15 protein-coding genes and 1 riboswitch are annotated in these 17,639 nt (G+C 46.9%); of the genes, 7 read left to right on the top strand and 8 right to left on the bottom strand.

The window, feature by feature from the left end; all coding sequences use genetic code 11:
• Nucleotides 1-77 precede the first annotated feature (77 nt).
• From M0413_RS22955 to M0413_RS14445, 4 genes are all read right to left on the bottom strand, one after another.
• The gene (locus M0413_RS22955; RefSeq protein ID WP_283771962.1) at nucleotides 78-209 is read right to left on the bottom strand and encodes a hypothetical protein; all 132 of its coding nucleotides are present in this window, start codon (nucleotides 207-209) and stop codon (nucleotides 78-80) included.
• Nucleotides 209-1,084 (bottom strand): DNA-methyltransferase, encoded by an 876-nt coding sequence (locus M0413_RS14455; protein WP_249554708.1) that lies wholly within the window; start codon nucleotides 1,082-1,084, stop codon nucleotides 209-211. The genes M0413_RS22955 and M0413_RS14455 overlap by 1 nt, the downstream gene beginning before the upstream one ends.
• A gap of 327 nt (nucleotides 1,085-1,411) precedes the next feature.
• Nucleotides 1,412-1,855, bottom strand: coding sequence for a GIY-YIG nuclease family protein (locus M0413_RS14450; protein WP_249554706.1), 444 nt, complete (start codon nucleotides 1,853-1,855; stop codon nucleotides 1,412-1,414).
• Between the two features lie 10 nt (nucleotides 1,856-1,865).
• On the bottom strand, nucleotides 1,866-4,001 hold the full coding sequence (locus M0413_RS14445; protein WP_249554704.1) for a S9 family peptidase: 2,136 nt from the start codon (nucleotides 3,999-4,001) through the stop codon (nucleotides 1,866-1,868).
• A 240-nt stretch (nucleotides 4,002-4,241) separates the two neighbouring features.
• A riboswitch (FMN riboswitch) is annotated at nucleotides 4,242-4,472 on the top strand.
• Between the two features lie 195 nt (nucleotides 4,473-4,667).
• Here M0413_RS14445 and ribB point away from each other — a divergent pair.
• Both ribB and M0413_RS14435 read left to right on the top strand, forming a co-directional pair.
• Entirely contained in the window at nucleotides 4,668-5,321 is a 654-nt protein-coding gene (gene ribB, locus M0413_RS14440; RefSeq protein ID WP_037416362.1) for a 3,4-dihydroxy-2-butanone-4-phosphate synthase, read from the top strand.
• A gap of 355 nt (nucleotides 5,322-5,676) precedes the next feature.
• Nucleotides 5,677-8,910: an EAL domain-containing protein gene (locus M0413_RS14435; RefSeq protein ID WP_249554702.1), complete on the top strand. Its 3,234-nt coding sequence runs from the start codon at nucleotides 5,677-5,679 to the stop codon at nucleotides 8,908-8,910.
• Between the two features lie 75 nt (nucleotides 8,911-8,985).
• Here M0413_RS14435 and ftnA read toward each other — a convergent pair whose 3' ends face one another.
• Nucleotides 8,986-9,522, bottom strand: a complete 537-nt coding sequence (ftnA, locus tag M0413_RS14430) for a non-heme ferritin (RefSeq protein ID WP_037416358.1) — start codon at nucleotides 9,520-9,522, stop codon at nucleotides 8,986-8,988.
• A gap of 328 nt (nucleotides 9,523-9,850) precedes the next feature.
• Here ftnA and moeA point away from each other — a divergent pair, with 328 nt between their 5' ends.
• The 4 genes from moeA to M0413_RS14410 are packed head-to-tail and all read left to right on the top strand — an operon-like array spanning nucleotide 9,851 to nucleotide 12,906.
• Nucleotides 9,851-11,104 carry a molybdopterin molybdotransferase MoeA gene (moeA, locus tag M0413_RS14425; RefSeq protein WP_047536506.1) on the top strand — a complete coding sequence of 418 codons (1,254 nt, stop codon included), beginning with the start codon at nucleotides 9,851-9,853 and terminating at the stop codon, nucleotides 11,102-11,104.
• Between the two features lie 9 nt (nucleotides 11,105-11,113).
• Nucleotides 11,114-11,875 (top strand): molybdopterin-synthase adenylyltransferase MoeB, encoded by a 762-nt coding sequence (gene moeB / locus M0413_RS14420; protein WP_249554700.1) that lies wholly within the window; start codon nucleotides 11,114-11,116, stop codon nucleotides 11,873-11,875.
• Between the two features lie 55 nt (nucleotides 11,876-11,930).
• Nucleotides 11,931-12,593, top strand: coding sequence for a Bax inhibitor-1 family protein (locus M0413_RS14415; protein WP_037416350.1), 663 nt, complete (start codon nucleotides 11,931-11,933; stop codon nucleotides 12,591-12,593).
• Between the two features lie 25 nt (nucleotides 12,594-12,618).
• Nucleotides 12,619-12,906 carry a putative hemolysin gene (locus tag M0413_RS14410; protein WP_249554698.1) on the top strand — a complete coding sequence of 96 codons (288 nt, stop codon included), beginning with the start codon at nucleotides 12,619-12,621 and terminating at the stop codon, nucleotides 12,904-12,906.
• Nucleotides 12,907-12,945: 39 nt separating this feature from the next.
• Here M0413_RS14410 and rlmF read toward each other — a convergent pair whose 3' ends face one another.
• Nucleotides 12,946-14,103, bottom strand: a complete 1,158-nt coding sequence (rlmF, locus tag M0413_RS14405) for a 23S rRNA (adenine(1618)-N(6))-methyltransferase RlmF (RefSeq protein WP_249554696.1) — start codon at nucleotides 14,101-14,103, stop codon at nucleotides 12,946-12,948.
• A gap of 59 nt (nucleotides 14,104-14,162) precedes the next feature.
• A complete protein-coding gene (locus M0413_RS14400; protein WP_037416344.1) occupies nucleotides 14,163-14,573 on the bottom strand; it encodes a flagellar basal body-associated protein FliL in 411 nt (136 codons plus the stop codon).
• Nucleotides 14,574-14,674: 101 nt separating this feature from the next.
• Between M0413_RS14400 and M0413_RS14395 the strand changes: the two genes are divergently transcribed.
• Nucleotides 14,675-15,244: a chorismate--pyruvate lyase family protein gene (locus M0413_RS14395; protein ID WP_037416341.1), complete on the top strand. Its 570-nt coding sequence runs from the start codon at nucleotides 14,675-14,677 to the stop codon at nucleotides 15,242-15,244.
• A gap of 64 nt (nucleotides 15,245-15,308) precedes the next feature.
• On the opposite strand, the gene M0413_RS14390 is transcribed toward M0413_RS14395, so the two are convergent.
• Complete coding sequence (locus tag M0413_RS14390; protein ID WP_249554693.1) at nucleotides 15,309-17,633, bottom strand: immune inhibitor A domain-containing protein; 2,325 nt, start codon at nucleotides 17,631-17,633, stop codon at nucleotides 15,309-15,311.
• Nucleotides 17,634-17,639: the final 6 nt, after the last annotated feature.

Raw genomic sequence — 17,639 nt, 5'->3', positions numbered from 1 at the left:
GGCTTTAAATTCTTGCGTATGGATCTTGCGGGGTTTCTTTGTTGACATACTTCACCTCAATAAGCGAGTTTACTCACTTAGCGAGATGTCCAAAAGTACCGGATCGGATCAAAAAGTTTTAATCCAAATATTTTAAGCTCTTTCTTTTTATGAAAGTCATTATCTACATTTGAAACTATAAAATCTGATACCGTTGTTGAATCAATCATTAATCCTCCTCAAATACAACTAAGCCATTTTTTTCTTTTTTTGACAGATTAATTCTCTCTGCACTAGCTATACAATGTTCACTAAGTATCTCAATTCCTATACCAATCCTTCCTAGATCTTTGGCTACCTTCATTGTTGTGCCAGACCCTGAAAATGGATCTAATACCACATCACCACTTTGGGTAAAAAGCTTGATAAACCAAGCAGGAAGGCTTTCAGGAAAAGCTGCACTATGGTTTTTGTTTGAACATTCAGTCGCTAGATGAAGCACGTTAGATGGAAATGCCATGTCTCTTTCGACCCAATTCTCAATTTTTTTACCGAAGCCGCTACCAACTCTTGATTCATCCCTTTTTTTATCAGTATCACTTAAATTCTTCAAACGAGAGTTAGCCCAATTTCCCATCGGTACTTTTACAGCATCTTGATACATATTGAATTTTTTGTTTTTTGTGAAGTGCAAACAACGTTCCCAAGAATCTCTAAATCGGTTAGGCCATTTACCTGGGAAACTATTCTTTTTATGCCACATGTACTCCTCTGTCCAGAGCCAGCCTATTTCCCTCATTTTTACAATTAAATCAATCACATAAGTATGTCTTTCGCCATTGACAACTTTTTCCTTGATATTGAGTACAAAAGATCCGGTAGGTTTTAATATCCTCAATAGTTCATGAGCAATAGGTAAAAACCAGTCAACATATTTATCAGGTCTTATCCCCCCATAAGTACTTTTACGCTGGTCAGCATAAGGAGGTGAGGTAACTATCAGATCTATTGAATCATCATCTATTAACTTAAGAACAGATAAACAATCTGCATTGAACAGAGTTGATGCATTTATGTTCAATTTTTTTTGTGTGCGTTGTAACATTTTTATTACCCAAGAATAACCAATTACGCAATTATAACTTTTTAAGTTAATGAGGTCCAGAACTATCACTCTCTAGTTAAATTTTTAACCTCAGAAATATTTATCAAGACACCCACTGTTAAATCTGGATATGAACAGGCTCACAAGATACTCCGTGGTTAACGGGATTAAGCACTGACATGGAAGTGACCGTCCGTGACATGGCCGCTCTTTCACATCCATGTGATCGCGGCATTCGCACTTCCTTATGCAGCAGATGTCACGGTCGAGCCTATAGGGATACTTCTTGTTAAATGAAAGGGCGGCGTGTCACTGAAATGGCAGAGCTTAATCGTTCCCCGCCATCATACCTAACGCTATCAAAGCGAGCTTTTGACTGCGGCTCAGCTTTTTAACTGCTATCTCACGGCGCAATGCATCACCACGACTCCCGACCGTTTCTTGGTACATCAGGGTTAATGGCCCTTTGCCGCGCAGGTACTTTGCTGCTTTGGGGCTGCTTGATTGATGTTCGTTAAATCGGCGTGCGACATCTGTGGTGATGCCAGTGTATAAGTGGCCATTGGCGCAGCGGATAAGATACAGATACCACGTTGATGCTTGTTCAATCTCTGATGTTGCGCCTTGCTCCGAAGTCACAGCTTGCTCAGCACCTAGCGCTTCTGGCTTGCTAGAAAGCGGAGCTTGGTTAACAGCTTGCGCTTGGCTAGCCCCTTTTTGGGGGCTAGCCGAAGGAGTTGAATTAGCGGCTTCAATCACTAAATCGGTCACCCGTTGGCGCCTACTTAGTCATGCCGAGCAGGCTTAAGAAGAAGGCATATTCCTGCGCTGTGTCTTGGTACTGGCGGTAACGACCACTCTTACCACCGTGTCCTGCATCCATATCGACGTGGAATAACAATACCTTATCGTCGAGTTTGTACCATTTATTTTGCACTTCGCGCAGTTTTGCTACCCATTTAGCAGGCTCGAAATACTGCACCTGTGAATCATGCAAACCTGTGGTCACCAATAGGTGGGGATACTCATGGTCGGCAACATTGTCATAGGGCGAGTAGCTGAGCATATAGTCGAAATAGGTCTTGTCGTTTGGATTACCCCATTCATCGTACTCGTTGGTAGTGAGCGGAATCGACTCATCGAGCATAGTCGTCACCACATCCACAAAGGGCACGTGCGCCGCAATGGCAAAGTACTTTTCAGGCGCCATATTGGCAATCGCGCCCATTAACAGCCCACCAGCACTGCCGCCCGAGGCCACCACTTTATTTTTATCGCCATAACCTTGTTCGGTTAAGGCGGTGGTGACATCGATAAAGTCATTAAAGGTATTCTTTTTATTCAGTAACTTGCCCGCATCGTACCAAGGGCGACCTAACATTTCGCTGCCGCGCACATGGGCAATGGCATATACAAAGCCGCGGTCGAGCAGACTGATAACCGACGACGAAAAGTCAGGCTCTACTGTGTAACCATATGAACCATAACCATATTGGTACAGAGGATTGGTGCCGTCTTTGTTGAACTTATCCTTACGATACACCAAAGACACTGGCACCTTAGCGCCATCGCGGGCGGTGACAAATAAACGTTCGGCGCGGTATTGGCTGGCATCGAAGCCGCCGAGCACTTGCTCCTGCTTAAGCAGATCGCGTCTATCGGGATTGCTTAAGTGGTACTCATAAATCGCCTCGGGTGTAGTCAGGCTCGAGTAGAAAATCCGTAACTTATCGCTATCTTGCTGAGCGTTAACATCTAAACCGAGCACATAGGCGGGCTCGTCAAAACTCAGCTCAAAGGGCTTTTGACCATTGAATGGCATCACTTTAATGCGCGTTAGGCCATTTTCACGGGTTTGAATCACCAAATAATCCTTCAGCACCAGCTCGTCTTCGATGCGCGCATTAGGATTATGGGCAACCACTTCCTGCCATTTGGACTTATCGGCGGCATCCTTAATCGCCACTTTCATCAAACGGAAGTTGGTTGCCTGCCAGTTGGTCAGGATGTAGTAGCTGTCGCCCAGCTTAGAGACGCTGTATTCATGGCCTTCTTCCCGCGCCAGCACAGGTTTGAACAGGCTTAGGGGATCGTTAGCATCCAGCACCGACACTTCGCTGGTTGTGGTGCTCTCTTGGAACAGCACAATTTGCGACTCATCTAAACTCTTGCCGAGGGAGATGTAGTAAGCATCATCTTGCTCCTCATACACCAACACATCGCTCGATTGTGGCGTGCCGAGTTCATGGCGATATACGCGGTAACCCAGCAGGGTTTGCAGATCTTTGGCGATATAAAACACATGGCGATTATCATTGCCCCAAACGATGCGTCCCTCTGTGTTTTCAAGCACATCGGTGATCATGGCGCCGGATTCAATATCTTTAAAGTAGATGTTATACACCCGGCGGCTTAACACATCTTCACCGAAGGCCAACATGGTTTCATCCGGGCTGACGCTGACGCCACCTAAACCATAAAACTCATGGCCCTTGGCGCGCTCATTCACGTCCAGCATCATTTGCTCAACCCCGTCACTGCCTTTGCGGGCGATCAGCGGATATTCGCCGCCCTCTTGGTAGCGGCGGTAATAGCTGTGCTGGTGCCATTGGTAAGGCACGCTCGACTCGTCGGCCACTAAGCGCCCAGTCAGTTCGTTAAACAGCCCATCCTGCAATGACTTAAGCGGCTTAAAGTAGGCTTGGGTGTAACGGTTTTCGGCGTTCAGATGTGCCAACACCTTAGGATCTTGGCGTTTATCGTCGCGCATCCAGTAGTAATCGTCGGTGCGCGTGACCCCGTGCAAGGTCATCACATGGGGAATTTTTTCCGCAACGGGCGCAGAGACTTGCCCTTTTGGAGTGGAGCAACCGGGTAATAGCATAGCGAGACCTAAAGTAAGCAGCAGAGTGCGCATTTATACGTCCTTGTGACGTTCATACACCATCGTGGGGCACGACGGCATGCCAATAAGTTGATGTGCCGGATATGATATACCCAAGCTAGCGCTTGTTGCGAGTTTCCTAAAGATGATGCTGGTTTAAGCTTGGCGGCCAGTTGTGCGCTTGCGCAAACATTGCCCAATTTATGGCGCGATTTTATTGCCATTCCAACTAAATAGGCGCAACATAACCGCGTTTTTAGGCCAAGGCCTAACAACAATTCTCAGGGCGGGGTGAAACTCCCCACCGGCGGTAAATAGTGAGGTGAATAAAATTCCCCACACTAAAGCCCGCGAGCGCCCGAACGCAATTTGGGGTCAGCAGATCTGGTGCCCTAGCTTGTCTCGCCATGGTTAATGCCTATCGAGCACTACTATTCCAGAGCCGACGGTAATGGACTGTTTGCCGCAAGCAACAGTACTGAGTCCGGATGGAAGAGAATGTAAGACAACACTTGGATAATTGGCATTTACTTGAGCTAAGTATCCCTGCTGTTAGCCTCATATTTTGCAATCACGTTTTTAAGCCTGCGCTTAAAGCGGGTCGATTGCTACAGCACAATCCCCTTTAGGGTAATGGCTGTATTTCTGCACGCCCTGATTCTGGATATTCCCATGTCGTATTTTTGAAGGATATTAACCATGAATCAGTCTTTACTTGCTCCTTTTGGTACTGCTATCGAACGCGTTGAAGCGGGTCTTGCTGCCCTGCGCCAAGGCCAAGGTGTGTTGGTGGTCGATGACGAAGATCGGGAAAACGAAGGCGACTTAATTTTTGCCGCCGAGTCACTAACCAATGCGCAAATGGCCATGCTCATTCGCGAATGCAGCGGTATCGTGTGTTTGTGTTTACCGGACGAAAAGGTCAAAGCCCTTGAGCTACCACCTATGGTCGAAAACAACTCGAGCCAATATGGCACCGCGTTTACCGTGAGTATCGAGGCCAAAGTGGGCGTCACTACTGGGGTTTCGGCCGCTGACCGTGTCACCACCATTAAAACCGCCATCGCCGACAATGCTAAGCCAAGCGATTTGGCTCGCCCAGGCCATGTGTATCCGCTGCGCGCTCAACCGGGCGGCGTGTTAACTCGTCGTGGCCACACCGAAGGCACTATTGATTTAATGCAACTGGCCGGACTCAAGCCCGCAGGCGTGTTATGTGAAGTCACTAACCCCGACGGTACTATGGCGCGTCTGCCTGAGATTATCGCCTTTGGTGCAGCGCATAAAATGCCTGTACTGACGATTGAAGATATCGTGGTTTACCGTAAGTCGTTATTAGCCAATGTAGGCTAAATTTGGCCCCATAAACAGGATGCAATTTAAAGGACGCGTGCGAAGGCCCGCGTCCTTTTTTATTTAACTTCGATAAAACACTTTGGTTAAGCATCAAATCACGCTAGATATCACAGACAGCAAAACAATTTATCTGCTAGGAGAAAATTTCATCAATAAAAATATAATCTTAGGTGTATATAATAAATAGCTGAATTTCGTGAGCTAGATTAGATATCCATAAACCAAGGGTCGCGAGCGACAGACTTGTATGTTAAATATTCGCACCCAGTGCCTGACCTTCCGCTTTCACCCCATCAAGGAAATTCCTTGATTTTTTATGTCTCAAATCAGGCCAATTGAGGAGTAAGTTTGTATGCCATCCACGCTACAGCATCTCAGCTTGAAACAGAAACTGATTCTGTTTTCGCTGCTACCTTTGCTGATGATGAGTATTTTTGTGCTGTCGCGAATGTATGTACTTGTGAAGGAGTATCGCTTTGCCACTCAAAACCATTTGGCAATACAAACCACCTCAAAAATTAATGAATTACTCTATCAACTTCATAACGAATATGGATTAAGTACCCAATTACTCCCAGCCACTACGCCTCAAGATGAAACTCGTCTATTGCAACAGCAACAACTGACCTCTGATGCACTAGAAGCACTGCTTAAAAGTCCGGCTTTGCTTGCGTTGAATACTGCGTTAAGTGGCCAACTGGCATCGACCCAATTACAGGAAAAACTGACGAGTTTAACGCTGCTAAGTCATAAATTGGCATCGAGCCGCCAAGAAGCTCTCGATCAACACCCATCCGCATTTATCGATTTATATCAACAATTTAATTCTGAATTAATGCAGTTAATCCAACAACTGCAATTACTCACCAATGATATTAATCAATCAAGAGCCTACGCAGATTTACTGAATCTACTGATGGTGCAAGAGTTGGCAGTGAAAGAACGCAGCGCCATCAATCGTATGTTGTTGTCAGAAAGCCTCAGCATTAATGACTACAAAGCCATCAATACCATTATGTATGAATATGGCCAAGCCATCTCCCATGCCAGCAATGCCTCAATATCAGACAGACATTCCCTCATCCGCCAGATACAAGCCTCACCGGAAAGCTTGCGAATACTTAAAATCAGTCAACAAATAGAGCAACAGATCCATATCAGCACGTTAGTACAAAGCATCAACGCCAATCTGGGTTACGATGGGTTAATCGATAGTTTTCAAGATTACTTATTAACGGGTAGCCTGATATCGCTTGAGAAGTTCAATCAATCCTTAGCCACGATTCAGCAAAAACTCGCAGAACTTAACCGCGAAACAATCAACCTGCCTTCACTTGCGCCTGCAGTACAGATTATCGAAGAGAGTATCAACCAGTATCAATTCTGCATGTCCAAGATCTTACAATTAAAAGATCAAAAACTATCGCTCGCTGAAATCACCGCCCTTGCCCACATCAACAATACCGATCTCACTAGCGCCATTGATAAATTATTAATGCCTCCCCACCCAGTGAGCAGCAAACACTGGTGGACATTAACCACAGATAGAATCAATAAGCTGAACGCGCTCAGTAATGAAATCACGCGTACCATGGCTCGCCAGAGTAATGAACAACAACAGCATGCGCTAACCCTATTAGGTATTTATCTGCTCTCCGCCTTATTTACCGCCACCATCACCCTGTGGCTAGGGCGGAAAATCATTCGTAGCTTTATGGATAAAATCACCCAAATTGCTAATGATATGCAGCGAATGGCCACCGACCCTGAGTTGAATATTCATATTGATGTGTCAGGCTCAGATGAACTTGCGCGGATGTCTCGGGCGATGAACCGTATGCTGAGCGAGCGCCAGAAAGCTAATCAAGCGCTTAATCGGGCCGCGGCGGTCTTTAACTATTCGGCCGAAGGCATTATGGTGACGGATGCCGATAACCATATCGAATTAGTTAACCCCGCCTTTAGCCAGATCACAGGCTATAGCTTAGAAGAGGTGAAAGGCCGAAGCCCTTCACTTTTAAGCTCGAAACGCCATCCAAGCCATTTCTATACCGCGATGTGGGAAGCATTAGAAAAAAACGGCAAATGGGAAGGCGAAATCTGGAATAAGCGCAAAGATGGCCAAGTGTATCCCGAGTATCTTGCGATTACAGTGGTGCGTAATGAACGGGGTGAAATAATCCAACATATTGGTTTGTTTATGGATATCAGTAAACGTAAGCAATATGAACAGGATCTGTGGTACCAGGCACATTTCGATACGCTCACCGGATTACCGAATCGCAAACTCTTTAATGAGCGGCTGCAGCATGAAATCCAGCTCGCCCAACATGACTCCCGTAAACTGGCGATTCTGCTGATTGATTTAGACCAATTTAAATATATTAATGACGTACAAGGCCACGCCACAGGCGACTTATTATTACAAGATGTGGCCAAGCGACTGGAAAATATTGCTGGTAAAACCGACTTTGTCGCCCGCATCGGCGGGGACGAATTTGTGCTTATCCTTCCCCGTGTCACCAATGAATTTGCGATCGAGCATATGGCAAGCCATATCATCGAAACCCTGTCGACGCCTTTTAGCTTGAATGAACGGGAAATTCAAATTTCTGCCAGCTTTGGGATTGGAGTTTACCCAGAAGATGGGCTAGATGTCAGCTCGCTGACCCGCAACACCGAAATGGCCATGTATCAGGCAAAAGACGCCGGCCGCAATAACTTCAAATACTTCACCTCAGGAATGAACCAAGCCATGTTTGCCCGTATGGAGCTTGAACAGCGGCTACGCCGTGCCGTGGCACAGAATGAGTTTACGCTGCACTATCAACCGATTGTGGAGATGAAAACGGGTAAAGTCTGCAGTGTTGAAGCGCTGATCCGCTGGCAAGACCCTGATTTAGGCTTAATCCCTCCTGACCAGTTTATTGGCATCGCTGAAGAAACAGGACTTATCGAACCTATGGGGGAATGGGTGCTCAACCAAGCGATGCACGACCTCAGACAATGGCAACAACTTGGCTTACACCTTAACGTGGCTATCAATGTTTCAAGCCGCCAATGTGTAAATGCTCGAGGTTTAGGATTTGATCAAGTGCTGCAAGAATGCTTTAACCGCCACCATATCAACCCAAGAAACGTGCATATTGAGATCACTGAAAGCATGCTGATGGGCGATGCTAGCCATTGCTTAACCACCCTAGAATCCATCCGTCATTTAGGCTCGCAGATTTATATCGACGATTTTGGTACTGGCTATTCATCCTTGAGTTATTTGAAGAAATTCCCTATCTCTGTGATAAAAATCGATCGTAGCTTTGTGGAAAATGCCCTGAGCAATAGCTCAAATACTAATTTAGTGAAAGCCATCGTGATGATGGGGCAAAGCCTTGAAATGGAACTCGTGGCCGAAGGGATTGAAACCGAAGCCCAATGGAATCTACTGCGCGATTTAGGTTGCCACTACGCCCAAGGCTATTTGATCTCTAAGCCCCTGCCATTTGCAGCCATTACGCCGCTGCTAAGCCAAACACTACCGGCATTATTACAGCAGCAAGAACCGCGCGAAAAGTGCGTAAATGCTTAATAGATTGACCCAAACCCTGATTTTTGCCCATAAAAAACAGCCTAGGCTGCTTTTTTATGGGCAAAGATGTTGCGCTTAAGCCTGCGGTTGGCTTTGGGCATTCATAATACTTTCACCGCCCTTTGAGGCTAATTTGGCAAGATCTTTATCAATAAAGAACAACGCTTTGCCATCTTCACCCACTAAACGGATCTTATCGACAATCGACTTAAACAGCTTTTCTTCTTCATGCTGTTCAGCCACATACCATTGCAGAAAATTGAAGGTTGAATAATCTTGATTCGAAAATGCAGTGTGGGCTAACGCGTTAATCTGACGAGTAATTAACTGTTCATGCTCATAGGTCAGCTCGAATAACGCCAGCAGAGAATCGAACTGTGACTGAGGTGCTGCAATGGCGCCCAATAGAGGTAAACCACCGGTTTCACTCACATAGGTGAACAAACGGCGCATATGGCCCATTTCTTCATCTGCATGTTCGCGCATAAATTTTGCTGCGCCTTCAAAGCCTTGATCTTCACACCATGCACTCATTTGCAGGTATAAATTAGAGGAGAAAAACTCCATATTAATTTGTTCATTCAACTTTTCGATCATGGTTGCAGACAGCATAGTTAATCCTCTTGGGCATTCGCACTTAAATCATCGGCTCACATTGTCATAAAGGGCGGCAGCAAAAGCAACAAAATTTACCTTTGTTGACTTAGCTAAGTTAATGATTCATTGATAAAAATGATTTTCATTTGTTCATAGAATCGCGTTTAGTACCGCACGAACGTTACTGCAAACTCAAGTATAAAAAGAGTAAACCTTAGGCAACACTTAAGGAAAACTACCTAACAAATCACATAAACTCCTATGCAGATCATAGCCAAGCAAGCGCAGCGTGGCATAATAGCTCCCATATTTGCTCCAACCCTTTGCCCATAAGGAAGACCCGATGTCCGTGAAAGCCGATCCTTGTTCGCAACCTAGCTTAATGCATCCAGATCAAGCCATTCCCCTTCTGCTTGAGCAGGTTAGCCCAGTGTCAGACACCGAAGTCGTTACACTTCCCCACGCGCTTGGCCGCGTGTTAGCAGAGGATTTGGCCTCGTGTATCGATTTACCCCCCTTTGATAACTCATCAATGGATGGCTACGCTTTTCGCTTTGCCGATTTAAACAGTCAAACCGAGCACACCACATTAACACTGATTGGTAGCTCCTTCGCAGGCCATGGCTTTGAGGGTGAAATTATCCCCAACTCCTGCGTGCGCATTATGACGGGCGCGCCAGTGCCTGCAGGTTATGACACAGTGCAAATGCAGGAAGAGACCCAAGCACAGGGCAATCAAATCCAAATCAATCACCCTAAGGCTAAGGGCGCCAATGTGCGTTGCCGCGGTGAAGAGCTGTTGCAAGGCACCAAAGTGCTGAAAGCGGGCATCGAAATTAAAGCCGCCGAGCTCGGTGTATTAGCCACCATTGGCGTGAGTCAGGTGCGGGTTTACCGCCAACTCAAGGTCGCGTTTTTCTCCACAGGGGATGAGCTGCGCCCCGTGGGCAGCGACTTAGCGCCAGGGCAAATTTACGACTCCAACCGCTATTCAATCCAAGGGTTACTCAACCGCGCCAATGTGGAATGGTTGGATTTAGGAGTTGTCGCTGACGATCCAGAGGCGATTCGCCATGCATTTCGCCATGCTGCGAGCCAAGCGGATATGGTCTTAACCTCGGGCGGCGTATCCGTCGGTGAGGCAGATTTTACGAAGCAGATCCTTGATGAAGAAGGCAAAATCACCTTCTGGAAACTCGCCATCAAACCAGGTAAACCCTTCGCTATGGGACGCATAGGCAAAGCAGTATTCTGTGGTTTACCGGGTAATCCTGTGTCCTCTATGGTGACCTTCTACAAGCTGGTGTGGCCAATTCTAAACAAGATGCAGGGCTTAACCCCAAAAGCGCCACTGATGTTATCGGCTACCCTGACGACACCAGTGCGTAAACAGCCCGGCCGCGTTGAGTATCAGCGCGGTATTTTATCCCGCAATGCACAGGGCGAGCTGGAAGTCGCCATTACAGGCAGTCAAGGGTCGGGTATGTTGACCTCTATGAGTTTGGCTAACTGCTTTGTGTTGTTAGAACAGTTCCAAGGTGACTCGCCAGCGGGCACAAAAGTCACGGTTGAACCCTTTAACAGCGTGCTTTGCTAAGGTCTTTTTATGAATCAACAAGTAGACATCCTTAGCGATAGCGAACTCACCCGCTACAGCCGCCAAATCTCGATCAAGGCGATGGATATCGATGGCCAAGAACGCTTAAAACTCGCCAAAGTGTTGATGATTGGCGCCGGCGGTTTAGGCTGCGCGGCGGGGCAATATTTGACCGTTGCGGGTATTGGCGAGATGACCTTAGTCGATTTCGATACGGTTGAGCTCTCTAACCTACAGCGCCAAGTGCTGCATCAGGATGCCACTATTGGCCAACCTAAAGTCGAGTCGGCCAAGCAGCACCTTAATCAGCTCAATCCTCACGTTAAAATCAATACTATCAATGCGGTATTGGATGACCATGAGATCGATGCCTTAGTCGCCAACCACAGTATCGTGGTCGATTGCACTGATAATGTCAGCGTGCGTGAGCAATTAAATAAGAGCTGTTTTAAGCACAAGATCCCTCTGGTTTCTGCCGCAGCCATCCGCATGGAAGGCATGGTCACCGTATTTGACTATCAAGCGCAAACGCCTTGTTATCATTGCTTTAGTTCACTTTTTGGCGAGCAGCAACTCAGCTGTGTCGAATCCGGTATTCTTGCGCCCGTCGTCGGTATGGTCGGCTGCTTGCAGGCGGTTGAAGCAATCAAAGTCATCACGGGTATGGGCAAAACACTGGCAGGACGAATGCTGATGATCGATGCTATGACCATGGAATTTCGCGAGATGAAATTACCCAAGCACCCTCACTGCAAGATATGTGGTGAGTAGCACATTAACCTTTAATATTCAGCACGCTTTTTACAATTAAGGAATGACAAATCAAATGGATACTGAAAATAGCGTATTTGACCGCCGCACAACCGATGACCCTATTATTGGCGCGGGTGTCTATAACTTAGTGATTGGCTTAACCCTCGTCTGGGGTTTTGCCGTGAACTATATGATGGTCAGCTATATCGACCCCGAAGCGATTGCCAGCGTGAATCCGTGGGTGTTCTTTATCGGTTACTTCGCCTCCTGCTTCTTGGGGATTTATCTGTTCCAATCTTCAACTAATCCCCTCGTCAGCTTTATTGGCTATAACTTTGTAGTCGTGCCCTTCGGCCTGATTATTAATATGGTTGTCAGTCAGTACGATCCCGCATTAGTTACTGAAGCGATTAGAATAACTGGCCTAGTCACGATTGCCATGATGTGTTTGGGCACCCTGTTTCCAGCTTTTTTCCAAAAAATATCTGGGGTACTCACCATCGCATTACTATTGGTGATAGTGGTCGAACTAATTGAAATATTTATCTTTAATACCCATCACGGCATTTTAGATTGGATAGTTGTGCTGATCTTTTGTGGCTATATTGGCTACGATTGGGGCCGCGCGAACCAAATCCCGAAAACCGTCGATAACGCCGTCGATAGCGCCGCCGCTTTGTATATGGATATCATCAATCTATTTCTGCGTATTTTGCGGATTTTAGGACGAAAATAAGTCACTCAATGACAAGGAAAACAGCATGAAACTAACCTCACCACTGTTAATCGGCATCATCATCGGCACCAGCTTAATCGGCTGCGGCGAGAAAACCGAGCCAGCAACAAACGCTCAGGCTGAAACAAAAACGGAAGCGAAAGCACAAATCGCCAACCCGGCATCAGAGTATTGCGCCGCCCTCGGTGGCATATCGGAAATCCAAAGAACCGCAGAGGGGGAACACGGTATGTGTACCTTGCCAAACGGTGAACAGATTGAAGAGTGGGCGCTATTTCGCCGCGACCATCCACAGGAAAAGCCCAGTAATTGAGGCTGAGTAAAAAAGCAGGCGCACTCGGCGCCTGTTGTTTTATGTCCCGCTGACGATCTGATTTCGCCACTGCAAACGTTTAGCCTGCGAATGGAAACTCCAGGCTAACACTCGGGTGATCTTATTACCCTGCTGCATCTCAATGGTTTTAACGGTATCAACACCCAACTTTGCCAATGCTTGATAGCAAGGTTTAAGATTTTCCTGCTTTGACACTAAACTGGTAAACCACAGACACTGCTCGGCAAACGCTTGGCTCTCGCGGATCATTGTGGCTAAAAATTGCCTCTCTCCGCCTTGGCACCAAAGCTCCGCCGCTTGGCCACCAAAGTTTAAGGTTGCGCTGGTCGTTTTAGGCTGTTCACCGCGATTAAGTTGCAGATTACGCACCTTGCGCAGCGAGCCTTCGCTAGCTTCTTTTAACGAGCCATGAAAGGGAGGATTGCACAGAGTTAACTCGAAGCGGTCAGATGCCTGAATGATCCCCTTAAAGACCGCCTTTTCATCCTGCTGTTGCCTTAAGGATAAGTGCCCCTGCAAACTCGGGTTATTGTCGATAATCCGCTGCACATTGGCTAGCGACTCGGCATTGATATCCGAGGCGACAAACTGCCAGCCATACACTTGATGCCCTAGGATGGCATAAACGCCGTTCGCCCCAGTGCCGATATCTAAAGCACTGACTTGTCCAGCACGCTGGACGGGGGCGCCTTCGAACAACAGATCAGCCAAGTAATGTAGATAGTCGACCCGTCCGGGGATTGGTGGGCACAGCGCGCCCTTAGGAATATCCCAAAACGCCAGCCCATAATGATGTTTCAAGAGGGCCGCATTGAGGGTTTTCACCGCCAAAGGATCGGCAAAATCGATAGATAAGGCGCCGTATGGCGTTGGCCGAACAAAGGTTTTTAGCTTAGGGTAACTTGTCATCAACGCCGAAAAGTCATAGCCGTGAGCATGCAAATTACGCGGGTGTAAGGTCTTTCTCTCAACGCCCTGTTTTGGCTTGCTCGTCGCTTTAGCGGGGGCAATATTTGGTTTGGCTGGTTTGGCTGGTTTGGCTGGTTTGGCTGGTTTGGCTGGTTTGGCTGGTTTGGCTGATTTTGCCACAAGTGGCTTAGGCGAGCTTGGTTTGCTGCGTTTTCCTGTGGGTGACATCGCAGGCTTAGCGGCAATTTTAACGACGGGTTTAGACATAATGATGGTTCAACAAGAGCGGGCCAATCCAAAGATCGGCCCTTAGCCTATTGGCTGGATTAATCGTAAAGATAAGAGGTAAACAGTAGATTGACTACTATAGGTTTACCCGCTTCCTTGGTCAGCAGATTATTGACCATATCAAAGCATTCGCGGCGGATTTCCTCACGGCCAGTAAGAGACTTAATTTTTTCTTCGGCTTGGTTACCCAGCACCTCAATAATGGCGGCACGCAACAGTGGATCATGGCGCTCAACGATCACTAAATCATCGGGACTCTTTACCATCAGCTCAACACTGATCTTTACAAACCCGAGCTTTTTGCGGTTTGAAATATAGTTAGTCACAATTTCGGGCTCAAACCCGTAATAGGCGAAATCCCCAGTAGGGGGTGGAGCTTTCTCGTCGGCTGCATATGCGCTAAACACAGCACTGAGCAAGATCAGGCAGGCTGATAATAATTTTTTCATCGCGGTTTACAGCTCCCTAAAAACAATAATGGTCAATGGAAGAAACTTCCCAATCTATCTGGTAGACTGCCGACGTTTGCTTATATTGTAACGAGTATTTAATGAATGTGACCAGCTTAAGCTTTCCCTATGGCGAATCTATTCAATGGTTTTGTGCCGATAATGCCAAAAATCTTCCCGCTTCTCCCCTTAAGGAATGGTTACTGGCGCCAGGAAGCCTGACGCAAAAACTCAAAACCTGCTGCGATAAGTTTGAAGTAAAAATCCTTGGTGAAGGCCAATGTGCCCCGCTCGAAGGGGAATATCCTAAGCAAAACACCGTTTGGGTGCGCGAAGTGTTACTCTGCCTCGATTCTGTACCTTGGGTATTTGCCAGAACCTTGATCCCTCAGTCTTTGTTATCGACACGCCAAGCCGATTTTTTAGGCCTAGGTACACGCCCACTCGGCGAATTATTATTTAGCCAAGATAGCTTCATTCCTGGTCGCATTGAAATCGCCCAATTTGACACCGATAGCCGCCTTGCCCAACTGGCACAGAGTTTAGCGCAAAACGTCGAGCATGAACTTTGGGGCCGACGCCGATATTTTCACCATGACGAAGAGGAAATGTTTGTCAGTGAAATGTTCCTTCCGGCCGCTGTACAAGCGATGGCGAGGCTACAACCCTAGCTCTCTTAAGCTAAAACAAAAATGCCTCTATATCAGAGGCATTTTTCGTTAGAACAATCCCTTCTTATTGGCGCTGGCGGCGCCATGCAAAACCACCGAGCAACATCAGGCTTAGCCAACCTAGACTGCCACCACCAGAGCTTTCTTGATCACTTGGTGTAATGGGAACTGGATCGGCATTCGCATTGGCTAAACGAATTACCGCGGTGCGGTTATCGCTGGCCTGAGATACCACTTGCATCGTCAACCCTAGTTGTTGCAGTTGCATGCCAGACTGAGGTTGTAGTGGTGCGCTGTAATCCAAACTATCATCAAAAAGACTGACCGCATCGAGGTTATTGTCCCCAGAGTAAGCTGTTTGTTTTACCATGCTAAAAGCCGCATCACGGATTTGTTCATCGGTAGAAAGAGTGCCAATCATATTCTGGTCAGCATCAATCACACCTATCAAGCTACGGCCGGGATGATCCGATACATTGTTATCGCTGTAACTGGCATTCTCTAGCCATAGCAGTACACCAGGATCAAACCCTTTACTCTTTAAGCCCGCATCGACACCATTATGGCTACGTAATTGAATAAGGTAACGGGATGCGGCGCCAGGGCGAGTACTGGTAATGCGGCTGTAACCCACAAGAGCCGCTTTACCAGCCACCTCAGCATTATCGGCATACCGCTCAGTTACGCCCTGTTTAATGCTGATATTGTCGATAGTAATCCCCGACTCAATTGCCGCCTCATCGGTCACATAGGTAAATTCAATGGTGACACTCTTACCTGCATAGGCTGACAAATCATATTCCAAGGCAACCCAAGCATCGCTGCCCACTGCGGTAGAGATGTCTGATGACTTACCAGTGATAATATGTCGGGCATTGTTAATGGCGTTGATCGACTTAGTGTAATTACCCGCAATCGCCGTACCATTAACCTTAACTTGCATATAGTCATAGTCAGTCTCAATTGCCCAACTCGCCTGCAAAGAGAGTGTGAGTTTTTCGCTGGTGCTAGGCAAGGTTGTGGTAAAGCTCATACTGTTTGTCAGCATGTTACCTTGACCAGAGTAGTACTGGTAACTCCCTTGATAAGGTGCTTTAAAGGCAATTTGTGCCGCTGGAAGCGGTATCGATATTTGATTCACGGCATCTTGGTTTATCGCCTGATTAAGCGTGATTTCCATACCCGATTTAGGAATACTGTCTAAACTAATCTCGCGCTCGTTAAGCCACTTTCCTTTATATTTTGTCTGTAAATACGAACGTGCGTAGGGGCTAAAACCACTCGGCTGCGCACCAGGAATAACCCCAGTCCAACTGCCTCCCGACATTAAAGACCAATAACCAACAGGTGAACCATCTTTGTTAGCGTTGTCTGTAGTGTCGTACTCATCGGGCAGCCCAAGATCATGCCCAAATTCATGGGTACAGACCCCAGTCGCAGCATCGATCGGTTGGATAGTGTAACCAAAGAGTTTTTTGCTCGAGCCCGGTAAAGTGTAACCTTGAGTACCTTGATCCACGTAATAACGGTGCGACCAAATAGCGTTGTCCCCTAATTTACCGCCCCCTGTTTCTTCCCCAATACTCGAGTGGAAAATCATCACATGGTCAATAATACCATCGGGCTCGTTTAGATTGCCGTTATCATTTAAATCATATGGATCTTCAATATCATAGGTTGCAAGCTCTGCAGCTGACATATTCGCTACTGCTAGCGATACTGCTTCTTTAACCAGTTCAGTCACATTAACATCGTTGCCAGTGTCAGCATCATTAGCGCCATAATAATCAGCATTTTGGCTAGCGGTATACCAACCTTTAACGTCACCACTAAAGAAGAAGGTTTTGCCCGAAACAGCTTGGTAATACTGATAGGCCGAATCTAAAGTTTGCCCCTGCGGGCCACTAAAACCAGCCGTAGAGAAGAGTAAATTCTTGTAGTGAGAAGCAGGATAACTCGAGTAATACATGTCGGTATCACTCGCTGTTAAGCCATTGTTATTATATTTTAAATCTGGAAAATCAATCAGCACGGTTAATACCTTAACCGTTTTAGTCACATCTGCATCCGCTAAAACACGCTGTGCGGGTGCACGCATCACCGCTGATGTTTTGGCTTTTTGCAGGCGTTCATGCTCAGCCTCAATCACCATTCTAGGCTCTTTAGGCTGTGCGAAACTTGCGCGAGCAATAAAGGCTTCAACGGCCGCTTGCTTAACGCTATCGCTGGCATCCTCTGAGACTTCACCCCGCTTAATCAGCCAATAGAGGATCCGCTCTTTATTAATGACTCCTGCATCCGCTGGCGTGTGATTGGGCGCAGCAATACTCGCGCCACTCAGCAAGGCCAACATCAATCCAAACGCTGTGATACTCTTTGTACTTCGCATTACCGT

This window comes from Shewanella sp. 8A (assembly GCF_023475945.1).
GTDB lineage: Bacteria > Pseudomonadota > Gammaproteobacteria > Enterobacterales > Shewanellaceae > Shewanella > Shewanella xiamenensis.
This window is presented reverse-complemented; position numbering and strand designations above follow the sequence as displayed.